We start from the raw sequence: 15,253 nt of genomic DNA, 5'->3' as shown, positions 1-15,253 counted from the left end.
TGATCCACAGGCCGCTGATATGGTGTTCAGCTCCGGCATCCCAATCACGATGTGCGGATTGGATGTCACCCATAGAGCCCAAATCATGGATGAAGATATCGAGCGGATCCGCGCCATCGACAACCCGGTATCCGATGTGGTCGCCGATTTGCTCGACTTCTTTATGATCTACCACCGTGATCCGAAGTGGGGACTAGAAGGCGCGCCGCTCCATGATCCGTGTACCATTGCCTGGTTGCTTGCACCGGAGCTATTCACCGCGCAGGACTGCTGGGTAGGGATTGAAACCAAAGGTGAATATACCCAAGGGATGACAGTCGTCGACCGATATCAACTCTCCGGCAAACCTGCCAATGCAACCGTGCTGTTCGATGTCTATCGTCAGGGTTTTGTCGACTTGCTGGCGAAAAGCTTGCGCTACTTCAGTTAACACTACGTCACTGGTTTCGAGTGAATAAAGGGAGATCATCGATCTCCCTAACCTTTGAGTATTGCCATTAAGTCTTGCCATTGGATCTTGGTTACCTTTGGCCTTACACTACAGACACTCTAATCAAGCTAAGCATGGCAATAGTAAAGACATGAAACTCGTTCGCTGACGATTTTAATCATTACCTCACTAACTCCGTAACTCTATCCCGATAAGGATGGAGGGATTTTCTGTAATGATTAACTATGAATGAGTATTATGAATTCCACCTTATTTTCATCGACACTTACCGTCGATCGTGAAGGCTACCAACTACAGGTTAAAGTTGACGGGCAAGGTACTCCCTTGCTGATCATTGGTAGCGCTCGCTACTATGACCGAGCCATACCACAAACGCTTCGCCAGCATTTTCAGTGTATCTTCATCGATCACCGTGGTTTTGCCTCATCAAATCACCCCCCCAAAGCTAGCGATATCTCCCTGAAAATTATCAGCGAGGATATCGAGTACATCAGACAGAAATTGGGAATCAACCGGGCTATGATCATGGGACACTCGGGCCATGCGTACATGGCGCTGGATTATGCCAAACGCTATCCCGCCCATATCACCAAGGTCGTCCTGTGCGGCGCATCGCCGAACCTGAGCCCGGACAGCCACCAAGCTGCTAAACGCTATTGGGAAAGTAATGCTGACGAGTTGCGAAAGGCGCTGTTCGAGACGGATATCGGCCTGCTAGGGTCTGACATCCAATCGGATCCCGAACGAAAATTTATCCATATTTGCTGCAGGCTGAGGGCCAGGCGCTGGGCTGATCATGCCTATGACGAAAGCTGGCTTTGGCAAGGACTCACTGCCCATAGTGCCTTGTTCGACAAAATGTGGGGAGACGTTTTTGCCAATATTGACATTGAGCAGTACACCTCGGCAATCGAGGTTCCGGTACTCATTCTGATGGGACAAAAAGATTTCAGTATTGCTCGTCCATCAGAATGGCTTTCCCTTTCCCGACCATTTGCCTACCAGACACTTCATATCTTCGAACAAAGCGGTCATACCCCGCCACTGGAAGAACCAGAACGCTTTACCCAGATACTAAGAGCCTGGGCATAAATAAGCACTAAATGGGTGTTGGAGCACAACTGATATCGTTCATCACGATGTAAAAGTATGCTCCTCACCCTTTTACAGTCACACTAGCAAGCCTTATGCAGGCATTCGGCCAGCGTCATAAGAGCTGCCTGGGTTTGCTCGGTCCAAGGATAAGAGCAGTTTATACGCATGCAGTGCTTATACCTGTCATCGCTGGCAAACAAGGTGCCGGGAGCAATACTGATATTATGCTCATTGAGTAAGTGCTGCAGTATGTGTTCGGTATTGATATGCTCCGGCAACACCACCCACAAAAAATAGCCGCCAGCCGGGCGGGTAATTTTCGTATCTCTGGGAAAAGACTGTTCAATAGCAAACTGCATCTGCCGCTGCCGTAATTCGAGCTGGCGTCTTAGTTGTCTCAGATGGCGGTCATACCCTCCGTGTTGCACGTACTGGGCAAATGCCAATTGATTGGGAACCGCTACAGATAGCGTAGACATCAGTTGAAGCTGTTCAATCTGTCTGGCATAACGTCCGGCAACGACCCACCCGACCCTAAAACCCGGCGCCAGGCATTTTGAAAAAGAAGAGCAGTGCAATACCAGCCCCTGCTCATCATAGGCTTTAATGGCTTTGGGTTTTTCCTCGGAGAAATAAAGCTCGGAATAAACATCGTCTTCAATCAAAGGAATATCAGACGCGGCCAGCAAATCGCGAATAGCGAACTTGTTGGCTTCCGGCATTGACGACCCTAGTGGATTTTGGAAATTGCTCATCAGCCAGCAGGCTTTGATATCCTGGGTCTGAATGGCTTTTTCCAGCGCATCGACCGACATGCCGTAACGTGGATGGGTCGTTATCTCAACGGCTTTCAAGTGCAGGCGTTCTACGGTTTGCAACGCTCCGTAGAAAGCAGGCGATTCGATAGCAACGGAGTCACCCGGCTGAGTGACCGCCATCAGGCTAAGCCCCAGAGACTCCATGGCTCCCGAGGTGATCACTATATCATTGATCGACACATCGATGCCGTCGCGGATATAGCGTTTTGCAATAGCACGGCGCAAGGCCACACTGCCCGGAGGCAGGTCAGTCACCGCACTTTGGGGTGGCATGGTTCTCACGGTTTGCGCCAAAGCACGCCCCAGGTGTTTTAATGGGAATAGCTCAGGATCAGGAAAAGCCGAACCGAACGGCATCACCTCATCACGCTTACATGCGGTCAGCACCTCGAACACATGCGCATTGATATTAATGGAGCAATTCGACATCTGGGGGAATGTCTGCGCGGGTTCGGGCAAACGGTTATGATGCGGCGTTACATAATACCCTGATTTGGTTTTGACATGAATCCACCCGCCCAGCACCAGGAGCTCATAAGCCTTCAGCACTGTCATCGGACTGATACCGTGAATTTTGCTCATTTCTCTTACCGAGGGGATCCGCTCTCCGGGCAGCCAAATTCGTTGCTCGATTTGGAGCTGGATCTCTGCGGCAACTGCATGATAACGCGTCTTCTGTACAGGCATGCCTTTTCACTAACCTCTATACATAAAATCGAGCCATAGGCGCCGCAGCGGCTGGCTCGATCCGGAAAGTTATCATCGTAGCGGTCTGAGGTAGATAATTCGGCCTCAGACCTAGCTAAGCTTAGTAGCTAGCTTCTACTTCATTCTCACCTTCTCCCAATGCATAGAGAAGATTGGCAAGCAAACTCGACGCTCCAAAGCGGTAATGCATAGGGTCGGTCCATTCCGGCCCCATAATTGCGTCAACCATCTCCAGGTAACGCTGTGCTTCTTCGGCTGTACTTACACCGCCTGCAGGCTTAAAGCCCACGCTCTTTTCGACTCCCAGGGATTTAATCACGTTCAACATGATTTCCGCTGCCTCAAGCGTGGCGTTTTCGGCAACTTTACCCGTTGAGGTTTTGATAAAATCAGCACCGGCATCAATCGATATCTCGGATGCGCGCCTGATCAGCGCGGCATCTTTCAACTCGCCCGATTCAATAATCACCTTTAACAGCTTATCCCCGCAGGCTGCCTTACATTGCTTAACCAGCTCGAAACCGATCTGCTCGTCACCGGCTACTAAGGCACGATACGGAAAAACCACATCCACATCATCGGCACCATAAGCCACCGCTGCCCTTGTTTCGGCTACCGCAATATCAATATCCGCATTGCCATGCGGAAAGTTCGTGACTGTCGCAATACGAATTTCTGGGGTGCCCTGCTCACGGAGGGTCTTTTTGGCAATCGGAATAAAACGCGGATAGATACATATCGCCGCCGTATTGCCGACAACCGTCTTGGCACTGCGGCAAAGGGCAATGATTTTCTCGTCAGTATCATCATCATTAAGGGTAGTCAGATCCATTAACTTCAGTGCGCGCAACGCTGCCATTTTTAACTCACTCATAATTTCTCCAGTCCAGTAAATATCTAATGCATTCGATCTGCCCTATGTCGTTCAGGCTCTTCGTAATAGAAGAAGGCCTTGCAGACATCGAACAGCTTGAGAAGCGGACGTGGTTCCTTGAAGATTGGGGCAAATATCGAAGAACATTCACCCCATTGAAGTCCATTTCACCGCCCCCCCTACAAATCAAGGGGGCTACTATCGCGACCTTATTTGATAAGGCAGCAACAGCTACAAACTCGTGATTAACGAATCAGTGCAGGCATTGGAACACAATTAGAGAAAACCGGTGTAGAACAGAGCAGCCACATCCCCCCTATAACAGATGGAAACAATACGACATGAGGTATAGAACAGCAGGGCTAAAACAGGAGGTAGCGATGAACCTGATTTATCAACACTCCAAATCTCATTGAGATATGACATATAAAGTTTGATATTATCACCCCAGCAAATAAGTGAATGACGATATACAACTGTATTGCTATTCGCTTATAGGGAATATTTGCTGTTGGGAATAATCGAATGTTAAGAATAATGCTTGTTGAAGACCAGACAATGTTACTTGGCACCATGGCAACATTGCTGGATATGTATGATGATTTTTCTGTCGTAAAAAAAGCAAAGGATGGAGCCGAAGCCACTGAGTACCTGGTTAGCAACCCTGTCGATATTATTATTACCGATCTGGAAATGCCCAACAAAACAGGGCTTGAATTAGCCGAAGAGGTTAAACACAATTACCCGAGCATTAAAGTTATTGTGGTTACCACGTTCTCACGAAGTGGCTATTTGAAAAGAGCACTAGACTGTGGCGTGAAAGGGTACTTATTAAAAGATTCTCCTTTTGAAGAATTAGTGGATGCTATCCGACGGGTTCATAAAGGGGAAACCGTTGTTGAATCAGATCTGGCTATCGCTGCTTTGACGGACAAAGATCCCTTAACAGACAAGGAAAGAAAAATATTAAGGCTTGTTGGCAACAACCTGTCCAATAAAGAAATTGCAAGCACCTTATTTTTAGGTGAAGGCACCGTAAGAAATTATATTTCTATCTCAATTAGCAAACTGAATGCATCCAACCGTGTTGATGCCTATCGAATTGCGAAAGAGAGCGGGTGGTTATAAACAATGCTTGGCTCGCTCGATTTAAATAGGAAGATATCACTGATATACATAGGTGAAATGGTAATAATACTATGCCTGTTTCTACTTCTATTAGTTTTCTTCCCACCCCAGAGGGAAGATATTAGTATATTTGCTCTCAGTACAGTTTCCATTTCATATTTCTCGTTTAAACTTGTAAAGTCCAATGATATCGGCATTTCTGTATATTGTTTTTCTATTCTCATTATTGCATCAATTCTGTTTCAGTTAAGCATCTATGCATTTCCATTGTTTTTCTGTGCCGTGCTTCCTTTGATCCGAATAAATAGTAAATACTTACGATATACCCTTTGTTCTATCATTCTCATGATATCTGTATCTCAAGCGATTCACATAGAGATTTTTAGTGGCTACATAGCAGTTTTTATTCTGGGAGTTGTGACATCGGTCATCGTTGAGACGACGTATATTAGTCAATTAAAACAGAAACATGTTCTTATATTAGGTGCAGAGAAAATTGATTTACTTGCAAAAAATGCCGAAAGAGAGCGCGTCGCAGAAGATCTTAGCAAAGATTTACTTGATGTTTTTGACACGATCGAAGAGTTAGGTAGTGACGCCATTCGCAATATTGGCAAAAATGATAACGAAACTAAAGATAACATCAAAAATATCCAACTTCTTACCCGAGAGACTTTATCCAAGGTAAGACGAATTGTGGTTAATTATCGGCTTGGTACTATTCAACGTGCACTCCAGGATGGTCACAACCAACTAGCCAATAACGGTATCTCATTGGCAATCACCCAGCATATTCAGGCCATCAAACCCGAATCAGAAAGTCACTTGGCAGAAATCATTTCAGCGCTATTTAATATCATTGCCTCTCTTCCGGGATGCAGCATCTGCCAGTTTGATATCCGTATCTTAGACCGCAGTATAGTATGCACCTTTAATACCGATGGCGAGCCAGGCACAACATGGCGTGATAACGAACTGACAAGCATACTGGAACAAAGTGTTCAAAACGGCAGTATTATTTTCCGAGAAACCAGCACATTCAGCGTGGTTGTAACACTTCCGCTGAGTTAACGTTGATAAAGGGGTTGCTGGCTATGTATATGAGAACCAATAAGCTGTATTGAGTAACGACAATGAAGACATTTAAGCTGATTCCTGACAAAGAGTTATTCAATCAATACAAGCTAATGTATCTAACCCTATGCTACCTGTCTTTCTACGTAGCGTATTGTATATTTTGGCCACTGTCGGTGACAGAACAGTATTTCGCCTGGATCGCTATAGTTACTTTTTTGTTCTGCTTTCTTCATATCTTTCATGCGAAAGCGTCTCAGCGCTGGATATACATTATCCCCGTATTTATCATTGGCCTTATCTGTTCATCCTATAATTTTTGGGGTGGCATCTTTCTCCTCTACTCGGCAATAATGCTCGGCCTGGTGGTTCAAACCCGCCTGCTTATTTCAATGTATGTATTATCAATGATAATTATTGCTATCGAGCTCTACATACTGGAATACCACTGGGTAGCCATTGTACTCATTTTGATAGAGATGACGCTTTTTACGGTTGTAAGTAAATATAGAGCCAGTGCTAATATGGATTACTTCAAGCTTCAACAACAGCAGAAAAGCATAGAATACTTATCGACACTGGTTGAGCGAGAAAGAATATCTCGTGACTTACATGATCTCATTGGCCACTCCCTATCAATGATTGTCATGAAATCTGAGCTGGCAGTTCGTCTCTCTCCTTCCGCTCCTGAAAAGTGCAAGTCTGAAATCATTGATATCTGTAACATCGCAGAAACGGCCAAGTCTGATGTTGAGAGTGCTATTTCCGGTTATCGCTCCAAAGGACTAGATAATGAAATAACCAATGGCCAAGAGATGTTATCTAGTGCAGATATATCAACTTTCACACATACCAAAAAAGTAGCTGTCAACTCCCGGCAGGAAGCATCACTCTCTTTAATTTACAGAGAAATAGTCACAAACATTATTCGCCACTCTAAGGCCAGTGATGTCCGAATCTTCATGTTCAGCAACGGGAAATATATCGTATTAAGGGTAGAAGACAACGGCATTGGTATTGGTAACAGCCAGGGCTCAGGCATTACAGGTATAAAACATAGAGTCACCGAGTGTAACGGCAAGTTATTCATCAATGGCAAATCCGGAACCGTCATCGAAGCCAGGCTTCCCCATTGATGAACAATGTAACTCAGCAAACTACCAAGTGTACCCTAAGGTAAATCCGAGATGGATACCTCCTAAATCAACATCCTGGCCAGAGAAATCAGCCTCTGCCCTCGAATATCGCGCATCGAGCCCGATGTCGAAGTGCCGGGTGAATGACCAATACACGCCAGTACCCAGCCAATAACCCAAGGCTGAATCCTTTTGCGTATTGCCAAACTCTACACGCTCGCCAGAGACATAGGTTAATCCGGCCGCATAATATGGCCGTAGATTCGTACCGTAAAATGACCATGTTCTCTTTAGACCGAGCAGCATTTCAGTCGTGGTGCCATTGTTTTCTTGATAGCTTAGGTCAACATCTTGTTCATCCCGCGCATCGGCCGACCAATACACGCCAGTAGCAATACTGACAGGCCAGCTGTCCGGCTGAAAATCCACAGCCAACCCGAGTTCCATCTGCTCTTCAAATGGCTTCCACACAGCGTCATCTTCCATATTCTTGACACCGACAAAGCCACTGACCCTTGTTGTAAGCGCTTCAACATTAAAACTAAACGTAATGAGACCGGCAGCAAGGAGCGCTATATTTCTGTTCATTGTTATATCCATCATCTTCAGACTATATAGTTTGTTACTCATCCAGTAACGTAATAGAAATGACTGTGATGATAGATTTACTCAACCTCCTTTCATATTGCTGTATGTCTCTAGTTCTTAATGACATTTGTCATATTGAGCTAATTACGCATCTCACTTACCTACACAAATACAAAAATGTAACATTCCGTTATATATCAACAGCACGATTAGAATTATTCGATTTAGATAAAAAACACTCAACGTCAGTTATTTTTTCAAGCATTAACGAGACAGTTCAATATGACTAAGGGTATGAGTTTTGTGTTCAGCGTTACTTTATTAACGGCAACACTGCCAGGGTGTTATTCAACAGCAACGGACAACGTCACACATAATTTGGTCGGCGTATGGGAGTCAAATACTTATGGGTTATTATTAGAAATAAATGAATACGAGCATGTGTTTTACCGCAACGTCGGCGATCTTTGTCTAACTGTTCCCCTCGATGAAATGATTGGGTTTAGCCATCAAGAGCTGTTAAACAATACGATTTTGAATGATGACCGCTCGACAATAATTACAAAAATAAATAATAGGAAATATCAGGGAATTGAAATGATTAATATTGGTGATTTACCTAATACCTGTCGCAAACATATATAACTAAAGCTCTCTCCCCGTAAATACAGTCGAATATAGGATGTAAATATGTTTTGTAAGCACTCAACCGTATTTAGAGTAAAGCGTAACTTCTGGCAACGTCTGTTTTATAAAAGTATCTATCAGTGCTCAATATGCAAGCAAACCATCAAGCTATAAATGAAAGCCGGCTCTCCTGCAAACTAAACACTCAATTGAACCTAACATCTTCTGGTGATTTTGTTACTATTTAAAACAATTACCAGAGAGGTTGACGAAAGGTATGAGCGATAGAACACGACATAGACTGGAACAAGCACTGCTTTTTATTGATCACAATCTAGATAAGAAACTATCTGCCGAGCAAATTGCTCAGCATGCATGTCTATCAAGCTTCCACTTCCAGCGTATGTTTCGTGCTTATTTGGGAGAGTCTGTCAGCCAATATGTGTTACATCGACGACTTGAGCTAGCAGCCAGACAGCTTCTGACTCAACCTGACTTAGGCGTACTCGATATAGCACTGTGTTCAGGCTTCGAAACCCACAGTGCTTTCACCCGCGCTTTCAGACAACAGTTTTCTGTCAGTCCAAGTGAGTTTCGCCTACAGCCGACAAAGGCCGAGTTTAGCCATGATAGGTCTAGACCTTTTTTACACACCGAAACGACGAAGAATCCACAACTGAAGGTTGAAATCCGATCGTTGCCTGATCTTCATTACAACTACAAATCAACCCAAGGTACCGTTGACGGAACATTCCTCAAACAGGATCAGGCAACTATCGCTTCCGATTTTCAGCAACTCAGCCAACAGCCTCGACTATATGGTTTAGCGAGTGCATTTCCATCCAGCCCCCAAAGCCTGAATGACAGCCATGCAAACGTCTTATACGGCGCAATTTACCCGCAGCAGCAAGCATCTAGCTGGAGCTCAAACTGGCTTCGAATCGAAACAGGTTTATGGGCGGTATGTATACACAAAGGCAGCTACGATTACCTATACCAGACTTGGAATCAGGCTTTCAGAGCCTGGTTCCCAAACTCAGACTATGAACTAAGGGATACCCTCCCGTTTGAACTCTACCTTACCTCTCCGGCCACAACACCAGAAAAAGATTGGCTCACGCAGATTTACATACCGATAAAAACCGCAGGATCGGAACAGCTGACATAGTGAAACCTTGGTGTAATTAGTCCTATCTAACTTAGCAAGGACGAAACCTATGACTGTTCATCAACTAACTGCCGTTCAAGCTTGTAAGCACCTCCAACAAGGAAAAACAAGCCCGCATAGGCTCAAACAGCACTTACTGAACCGGATATCACAGCTAGACCCAGATCTCGGCGCTTTTATTTACCAAGATCACATCCAGGCCAATACCCCGTCATCACCTTTGGCTGGCTTACCAATTAGCTTCAAGGATCAGTTCCATATCGAAGGTTTCCCCTGCAGCTTTGGGCTTCCCCAAACAACAGTCAGTAAAGTCACAGCACCTGTTGCCGCCAAGTTATTTCAGCAAGGTGCCAGCCTACTCGGCAAAACCAGCCTTCCCCCCCTCGCCATGGATTTCCAAACAAGTAACAAGATTCGTGGCTTCTGCAATAACCCGTGGCACCAAGACTATACCAGCGGTGGCAGCAGCGGTGGCGGAGCAACTGCTGTGGCCTCAGGGATGAGTTTTGTCGATATCGGTACCGACTTAGCAGGTTCTTTGCGAATTCCTGCCAGCTTCTGCGGCGTATACAGTTTGCTACCCAGCGAAGGAGCATTGACTAACAAAGGGATCTTTATCAAGCCAGATGTCTCCTTGCCACACTTTGCCCGTCCGGGCCCTCTTGCAAGACACCCAGAGGATTTAGCATTGATCTGGCAAAGCCTTAAGGATGACGACAAAGTAGAACCCGGCGGGCGCTTGCATTTGGCTTTTTGGCAGCAGGCGGAAGATCTTCCTCTCGACACCGACATCTGTAACCTGATGAATCAGGCAATTAAACAATGGCAGGAGGCAGGGCATCACTGCCATCAATCAAAACCCGAACAACTGAGTTTTGTCGATGCCTGGCAGGCATATGGGCGCATCATGGGGTATGAAACATCCGGCCTGATGAACCCTTTTATTAGGTGGCTCACAATCTTATCAGGGAAAAGCAGCAGTCACCGTTCCCCTCACTTTTTGGCCAATGTAATGCAGGGTTATCGACGAAATAAGCTGGAATATCAACAAGCCCTTACTATGCGAGAAAACTTGGTTAAGCACTGCCAAACATTTTTCCAGCAATATGATGCCTGGATACTACCGGTAACGTGCTGCACAGCCTTCAAGCATATAAGTCCAAGTTCTGAAAATGGGCCCAATAGAGACTATAAAATCCCTTTAGCCGTCAACGGAATGGAATTGAACTATCTTGATGCGCTGACTGCATATACGACACCTATCAGCCTGATCGGCCACCCTGTTGTCACTATGCCCATAGGCCTGGACAGCAACGGGCTGCCTGTGGGTCTTCAATTAATTGGGCAAATGAACGGAGAGGCTAAGCTCCTGCAAATAGCAGAAGAGTTATCCAACTATATTGAGATGCCCGCATGTCCTGCAATGCTTGAATAAATGCGATAAAAGGAAACCGCAAAGGAAATAGGTGGTACGCGACATCAATATGCCACCTATTATGCCATAGGGGTGTAATAGGAATATTAGCACCAACTCTCTATCACACCCATGCAGAAGTAAACCTATTCAAAAACCTTTGACATTTGTCATCGCAAACATGTTATTGCGCACACTTATCCTATTAGCCGTGATGAAATAAACTTTCAGAAGTTTGCATCCTTTTAATACGATAATTCAAAATAGCTAATATTAATATCAACAACAAGCAAGAACTTACTTGATACTAATTAAGGAACATAATACCAAAAATAGCCCATTCGCTTCAGGTCCACCTCCCTGCAACCATGACAAGAAGTAATCAGTCCGACTAAGGAGCCGTCATGTCACCACAGGATTGTACAGACCTTCCCCCAATGGGATTCGCCGAATTTAACCGTCTCCTTGATAGCGAACTGTCTGTCGAGACTGAAAACAACGATATCCGCATAAATAGGGATAGATGTTGTAATCGCGATATAGATACAGCAACGGAACAATCAACGCATCGGTTACCGGACAACCAAAAAACTCCCGCAATAAAGCGGTAGGCATTTATATTTAGGAGAATGACATCATGTCGCGTGGTTCAACAGCCAAACTATGTGTGCTTAGTTTTATTATATTGGTTGCAGGGTGTCGTGAGTCCTCCAATAATTCAACGATTTCCAGTACACAAACTGCCTCAACTTGCCAAAATCGAATAGAAGAACTGAGAGCATCGCAAATTGCACAACAGTGTAACGTAGCTATTATCAAAAGTATTCCCGCCGGTAGCGGTGAAGTATTCTTGTTACTTGAAACACTCTCTGATCTTAAAAGGTTCCCAGGTAGAAGGCATCTTCATCGCCTGGATAACAATTGGAACACTGTTATGGAGTATAAAGTCTCGGATGATGAAAGCTTATTAGATTTTGAATTGCACCCTTCTGGCGAAATAAGTTTAATGATAGTTTCTACAACAGGTTATACGCTTCGCCGAATTAATGCCGAAGGCAACCTGCTTACTGAAGCAGTCATACCTGACACTTCACCACCATCATTCTCATTGAATGTTGTCGATATTGAGGTTTCTGGCGAAACCATACTAGCTGCTGCGCGAAATACAGATTTCTCGGTTCATTTACATAAGTTTAGCTACACAGCTTCGACGGGCTATTTGCAAAACTGGACGGTACTCATTGAGCCTGCGATTCCCTTTCTTCCATGGTTAATGACTGGTGGAAGTTATGATACCTTCGAGCAATTAGTACAACCTTATCAAGTTTTCCTAGCTCTCGACCAACAGAACAATGCTTATGTTGTTGTACCTGGCCTCAGCCAGTTGTTTTATCACCATAATCAGCATTTTAATGAAAACATCGAATATATAGGGCAAGGAGATGAGTTAGCAGCTCCCTGGCCTCAAATGGATCCAATCATTACAAAAGTCACAACGAGTGGTGAACGAACTTATACCAGTGTCGTTGGTACAGACTTACCTGATGAGGTTTACGGCGCTAAAGTCATTAATGACTTCCTCTACATTTTTGGCCGAACAACCCGAGAGCTAGGCACACACTGGGATGCGTTTATTGCCACAATGAAAATCGATTCAGGTGCCTCGAATTATACCCATAACATTGATATCGATGATGGAGATATTATTTACGATGTCGCTCTACTTCCGAACGGCAACATCTTTGCTGTAGGAGCTACGGCTTGGGCACAAAACCCTTACGGATTTAGCGTATCGGAAAACAGTACAAAACTGGCTGCATTGATTGATTCCTACGGTAAGTTAATCCATACCGTTACACTCTCTGATGGAGATAGGCACAATCAGTTGCGATCCGTATCGCTAGTAACTGAAAATAGGTTATTACTAGGGGGCTTTGAGAATGGTCCAGGTACACACTCAGGCGATGCAGATCACTCACTGGTGAAGGCTGACAGCTATCTTCAAGCCTACGCAGTTCCATAATAGGTCGGCGGGACTATTGGCATCTATCATTGAGCTATTAAGAGATTTTATGGAAATTCCTGTGTATTCGGCGCTATTTCTCCGAGAGAATTTGAATATGGACGTAATAATATTAAATGGTGCAAGTAGCTCAGCTAAAAGCTCTATAGCAAAGCAACTTCAATCACTTCTTGACGAATATTATCCGCACATCGGGATCGATACCTTTATTTCGATGATGCCTCAGAGATGCAATGAACTATCACAAGCGAACCAAATTTCTGATGGTTTCTATTGGGAACCAGTAATATAGACGACGTTTATGTTCATAGAATCAAAAAGGGTGAATACGCTAAACATGTTAACCAGTCCTACCACTCAGCTGTAAAGCACCTAGTAGACACAGGTCTAGAATTAATAGTTGATGACGTAATGGATGGTACTGAAGAGCAAAAAGTTGGAAGGATGTGTTAGGGTCTACGAGGTATCTATTTATCGCTGTGGAGTGTAATGTAAATATACTTATGCAACGTGAAATTGATAGAGATGACCGAATGAATAGTTCAGCTGTTGAACAAAAAAGCAGAGTCCACAAAGGTGTTAATTTTGATTTTTCAGTTTCAACGACTACTGCGTCTCCACGAGAGTGCGCACAACAAATAGTAAATTACATAACGAAAGTCAAAATGTAACCTCCTTCTAGCAGAAGGTGCAGTATGACAAATGTCTCGGAAACGGCCATGTCAGATTAGAAGAAAAGTCGTTTTCGCAAGTACAATGTTCTGGTCGATGAAACACTCGCAGCCTTCCGTGCATTGAACATATTTACAAGGCTAGGTTTGCATAAAATACAGCGTAGCTTGATTGGCCTATTTTTAGATTTAATAAACTAAGTTATGCCGTGCACATAACAGGAAGAGCATGTCATACGATGACATTTATTTAAGCACTGACTAAGATACGGGCATCGAAATTACCTATGCTTTTTCTATATTTCTGTGCCATAACAAAAGCTATAGTACTCTGGTTTATCATCGATAAAAACTTGATGACTCATTACCAAATCAATATCTTCATCAATAAGGCCTGCAGAAATAAGATGTCGACCACTTTTCTTAAGTAGGCAAAAAAGATGAGTACCACAGTACTTACAAAATGACCGCTCAGCCGATTCAGAGGAAGAAAATCGGCTTATAAACATATCACCACCTATCACAACGTCTACTCCGCCATCTAAAGATAGTAACGGTCCACTGCTCCATTTGCGGCAAATACAGCAATGGCATGACACGACATGTAACTTTACAAATGTCGCCTCAATAGTCACTTTTCCACAGAGGCAGCTACCGGATGCTGGTTGTTGCCCACTCACACGTTGCTCCTTATACCCATGGCATTCCTACTTACTAAGGCGGCGATTTAGCCAATCTCCGACAAAGTCATCAGCCACAAGGATTATCGAGAAATGATTTTGATTGTCCACAAGCAAGATATCACTGTCTGCCTGCTTGCTCTGGTATTGTTTTACAAAATCAACCGTTTTCTGTGCATCAAATGCTTCATCTTTATTCCCCATCCAGAACCCGAAACTTAGTAACGATGCTATTTGCGATTGCGGATCATCAGGCGTCAGGGCATTTGCCATATTAACAGTGTTAAAGGCAACCAACTTTGGATTATTGTCCAATACCTCACCAGGGTAATTGAACTGCACGGCTTTATCATGTCCGGAAAATAAACCGCCACTGATACTATTAATAATAAATGAAGAAGTATTAACGTCAGTGAACTGAAAATGGCTGCCTTCTTTGTCAGTTTCAGATTTATAGCCAAAATACGGCGCAATAAAAGTGTAGCCCTCAACAGGCACTCGTTCTTCCCATGACGAGTAATTCAGCACCAATCCAGCGCCGCTAGAATGCCCGCCGAGAAAGACTTTCTTTCCAGGGTGCTGGGATTTAACAAACTCAATCATATCGCTGATATCTTGCCAAACACGTTGTTTCGAGGGGCTATCACCTCTGTCGCCTTGAGAGTCTCCATGCCCTCTAAGGTCAGGGGTGTAAACAGCAATATCATATTTAGTTTCAAGGCCAACGGCTAAGTGGTTATACAACACACCACTGTGGGCTCCTCCACCATGGTAGAAAATAAATACGGCCTTCGGGCT

Annotated in this window: 15 protein-coding genes and 1 pseudogene; 11 read left to right on the top strand and 5 right to left on the bottom strand. The window is 44.4% G+C overall.

Annotated features, from left to right (window positions below; all coding sequences use genetic code 11):
• The coding region (locus MHN01_RS04895; RefSeq protein ID WP_239410294.1) for a nucleoside hydrolase at positions 1-430 on the top strand (430 nt) is incomplete at its 5' end.
• A 258-nt stretch (positions 431-688) separates the two neighbouring features.
• The gene (locus MHN01_RS04890) at positions 689-1,543 is read left to right on the top strand and encodes an alpha/beta fold hydrolase (protein WP_239410293.1); all 855 of its coding nucleotides are present in this window, start codon (positions 689-691) and stop codon (positions 1,541-1,543) included.
• A gap of 83 nt (positions 1,544-1,626) precedes the next feature.
• On the opposite strand, the gene MHN01_RS04885 is transcribed toward MHN01_RS04890, so the two are convergent.
• Positions 1,627-3,051, bottom strand: a complete 1,425-nt coding sequence (locus MHN01_RS04885; RefSeq protein ID WP_239410292.1) for a PLP-dependent aminotransferase family protein — start codon at positions 3,049-3,051, stop codon at positions 1,627-1,629.
• A gap of 121 nt (positions 3,052-3,172) precedes the next feature.
• On the bottom strand, positions 3,173-3,946 hold the full coding sequence (deoC, locus tag MHN01_RS04880) for a deoxyribose-phosphate aldolase (RefSeq protein ID WP_239410291.1): 774 nt from the start codon (positions 3,944-3,946) through the stop codon (positions 3,173-3,175).
• Between the two features lie 525 nt (positions 3,947-4,471).
• Between deoC and MHN01_RS04875 the strand changes: the two genes are divergently transcribed.
• The 3 genes from MHN01_RS04875 (at position 4,472) to MHN01_RS04865 (ending at position 7,284) form a co-directional block, all read left to right on the top strand.
• Entirely contained in the window at positions 4,472-5,074 is a 603-nt protein-coding gene (locus MHN01_RS04875; RefSeq protein WP_239410290.1) for a DNA-binding response regulator, read from the top strand.
• Between the two features lie 417 nt (positions 5,075-5,491).
• On the top strand, positions 5,492-6,145 hold the full coding sequence (locus MHN01_RS04870) for a hypothetical protein (RefSeq protein ID WP_239410289.1): 654 nt from the start codon (positions 5,492-5,494) through the stop codon (positions 6,143-6,145).
• A gap of 62 nt (positions 6,146-6,207) precedes the next feature.
• Entirely contained in the window at positions 6,208-7,284 is a 1,077-nt protein-coding gene (locus MHN01_RS04865) for a sensor histidine kinase (protein WP_239410288.1), read from the top strand.
• Positions 7,285-7,305: 21 nt separating this feature from the next.
• On the opposite strand, the gene MHN01_RS04860 is transcribed toward MHN01_RS04865, so the two are convergent.
• Complete coding sequence (locus MHN01_RS04860; RefSeq protein WP_239410287.1) at positions 7,306-7,872, bottom strand: outer membrane beta-barrel protein; 567 nt, start codon at positions 7,870-7,872, stop codon at positions 7,306-7,308.
• A gap of 282 nt (positions 7,873-8,154) precedes the next feature.
• On the opposite strand from MHN01_RS04860, the gene MHN01_RS04855 reads away from it, so the two are divergent.
• From MHN01_RS04855 to MHN01_RS24605, 6 genes and pseudogenes are all read left to right on the top strand, one after another.
• Positions 8,155-8,517, top strand: a complete 363-nt coding sequence (locus MHN01_RS04855) for a hypothetical protein (protein ID WP_239410286.1) — start codon at positions 8,155-8,157, stop codon at positions 8,515-8,517.
• Between the two features lie 259 nt (positions 8,518-8,776).
• Entirely contained in the window at positions 8,777-9,667 is an 891-nt protein-coding gene (locus MHN01_RS04850) for a GyrI-like domain-containing protein (protein ID WP_239410285.1), read from the top strand.
• 49 nt (positions 9,668-9,716) lie between these two features.
• Positions 9,717-11,102: an amidase gene (locus MHN01_RS04845; protein ID WP_239410284.1), complete on the top strand. Its 1,386-nt coding sequence runs from the start codon at positions 9,717-9,719 to the stop codon at positions 11,100-11,102.
• A gap of 616 nt (positions 11,103-11,718) precedes the next feature.
• Positions 11,719-13,104, top strand: coding sequence for a hypothetical protein (locus tag MHN01_RS04840; RefSeq protein WP_239410283.1), 1,386 nt, complete (start codon positions 11,719-11,721; stop codon positions 13,102-13,104).
• Between the two features lie 49 nt (positions 13,105-13,153).
• On the top strand, positions 13,154-13,396 hold the full coding sequence (locus tag MHN01_RS24610) for a hypothetical protein (protein WP_370646425.1): 243 nt from the start codon (positions 13,154-13,156) through the stop codon (positions 13,394-13,396).
• Between the two features lie 151 nt (positions 13,397-13,547).
• Positions 13,548-13,775: pseudogene (locus MHN01_RS24605) on the top strand (hypothetical protein); the annotation flags it as partial.
• A gap of 296 nt (positions 13,776-14,071) precedes the next feature.
• Here the strand turns inward: MHN01_RS24605 and MHN01_RS04835 are convergent.
• Both MHN01_RS04835 and MHN01_RS04830 read right to left on the bottom strand, forming a co-directional pair.
• Positions 14,072-14,455: a GFA family protein gene (locus MHN01_RS04835; protein ID WP_239410282.1), complete on the bottom strand. Its 384-nt coding sequence runs from the start codon at positions 14,453-14,455 to the stop codon at positions 14,072-14,074.
• Positions 14,456-14,482: 27 nt separating this feature from the next.
• Positions 14,483-15,253 (bottom strand): alpha/beta fold hydrolase (locus MHN01_RS04830; protein ID WP_239410281.1); only part of this gene is annotated, 771 nt, incomplete at its 5' end.

Origin of the sequence: Photobacterium sp. OFAV2-7 (assembly GCF_022347985.1) — a bacterium.
GTDB lineage: Bacteria > Pseudomonadota > Gammaproteobacteria > Enterobacterales > Vibrionaceae > Photobacterium.
This window is presented reverse-complemented; position numbering and strand designations above follow the sequence as displayed.

Bases quoted from the DNA above. Each gene is read 5' to 3' on its own strand.
- MHN01_RS04890 (WP_239410293.1), top strand. From the start codon at position 689: ATGAATTCCACCTTATTTTCATCGACACTTACCGTCGATCGTGAAGGC.
- MHN01_RS04885 (WP_239410292.1), bottom strand. From the start codon at position 3,051: ATGCCTGTACAGAAGACGCGTTATCATGCAGTTGCCGCAGAGATCCAG.
- deoC (WP_239410291.1), bottom strand. From the start codon at position 3,946: ATGAGTGAGTTAAAAATGGCAGCGTTGCGCGCACTGAAGTTAATGGAT.
- MHN01_RS04875 (WP_239410290.1), top strand. From the start codon at position 4,472: ATGTTAAGAATAATGCTTGTTGAAGACCAGACAATGTTACTTGGCACC.
- MHN01_RS04865 (WP_239410288.1), top strand. From the start codon at position 6,208: ATGAAGACATTTAAGCTGATTCCTGACAAAGAGTTATTCAATCAATAC.
- MHN01_RS04860 (WP_239410287.1), bottom strand. From the start codon at position 7,872: ATGAACAGAAATATAGCGCTCCTTGCTGCCGGTCTCATTACGTTTAGT.
- MHN01_RS04855 (WP_239410286.1), top strand. From the start codon at position 8,155: ATGACTAAGGGTATGAGTTTTGTGTTCAGCGTTACTTTATTAACGGCA.
- MHN01_RS04850 (WP_239410285.1), top strand. From the start codon at position 8,777: ATGAGCGATAGAACACGACATAGACTGGAACAAGCACTGCTTTTTATT.
- MHN01_RS04845 (WP_239410284.1), top strand. From the start codon at position 9,717: ATGACTGTTCATCAACTAACTGCCGTTCAAGCTTGTAAGCACCTCCAA.
- MHN01_RS04840 (WP_239410283.1), top strand. From the start codon at position 11,719: ATGTCGCGTGGTTCAACAGCCAAACTATGTGTGCTTAGTTTTATTATA.
- MHN01_RS24610 (WP_370646425.1), top strand. From the start codon at position 13,154: ATGGAAATTCCTGTGTATTCGGCGCTATTTCTCCGAGAGAATTTGAAT.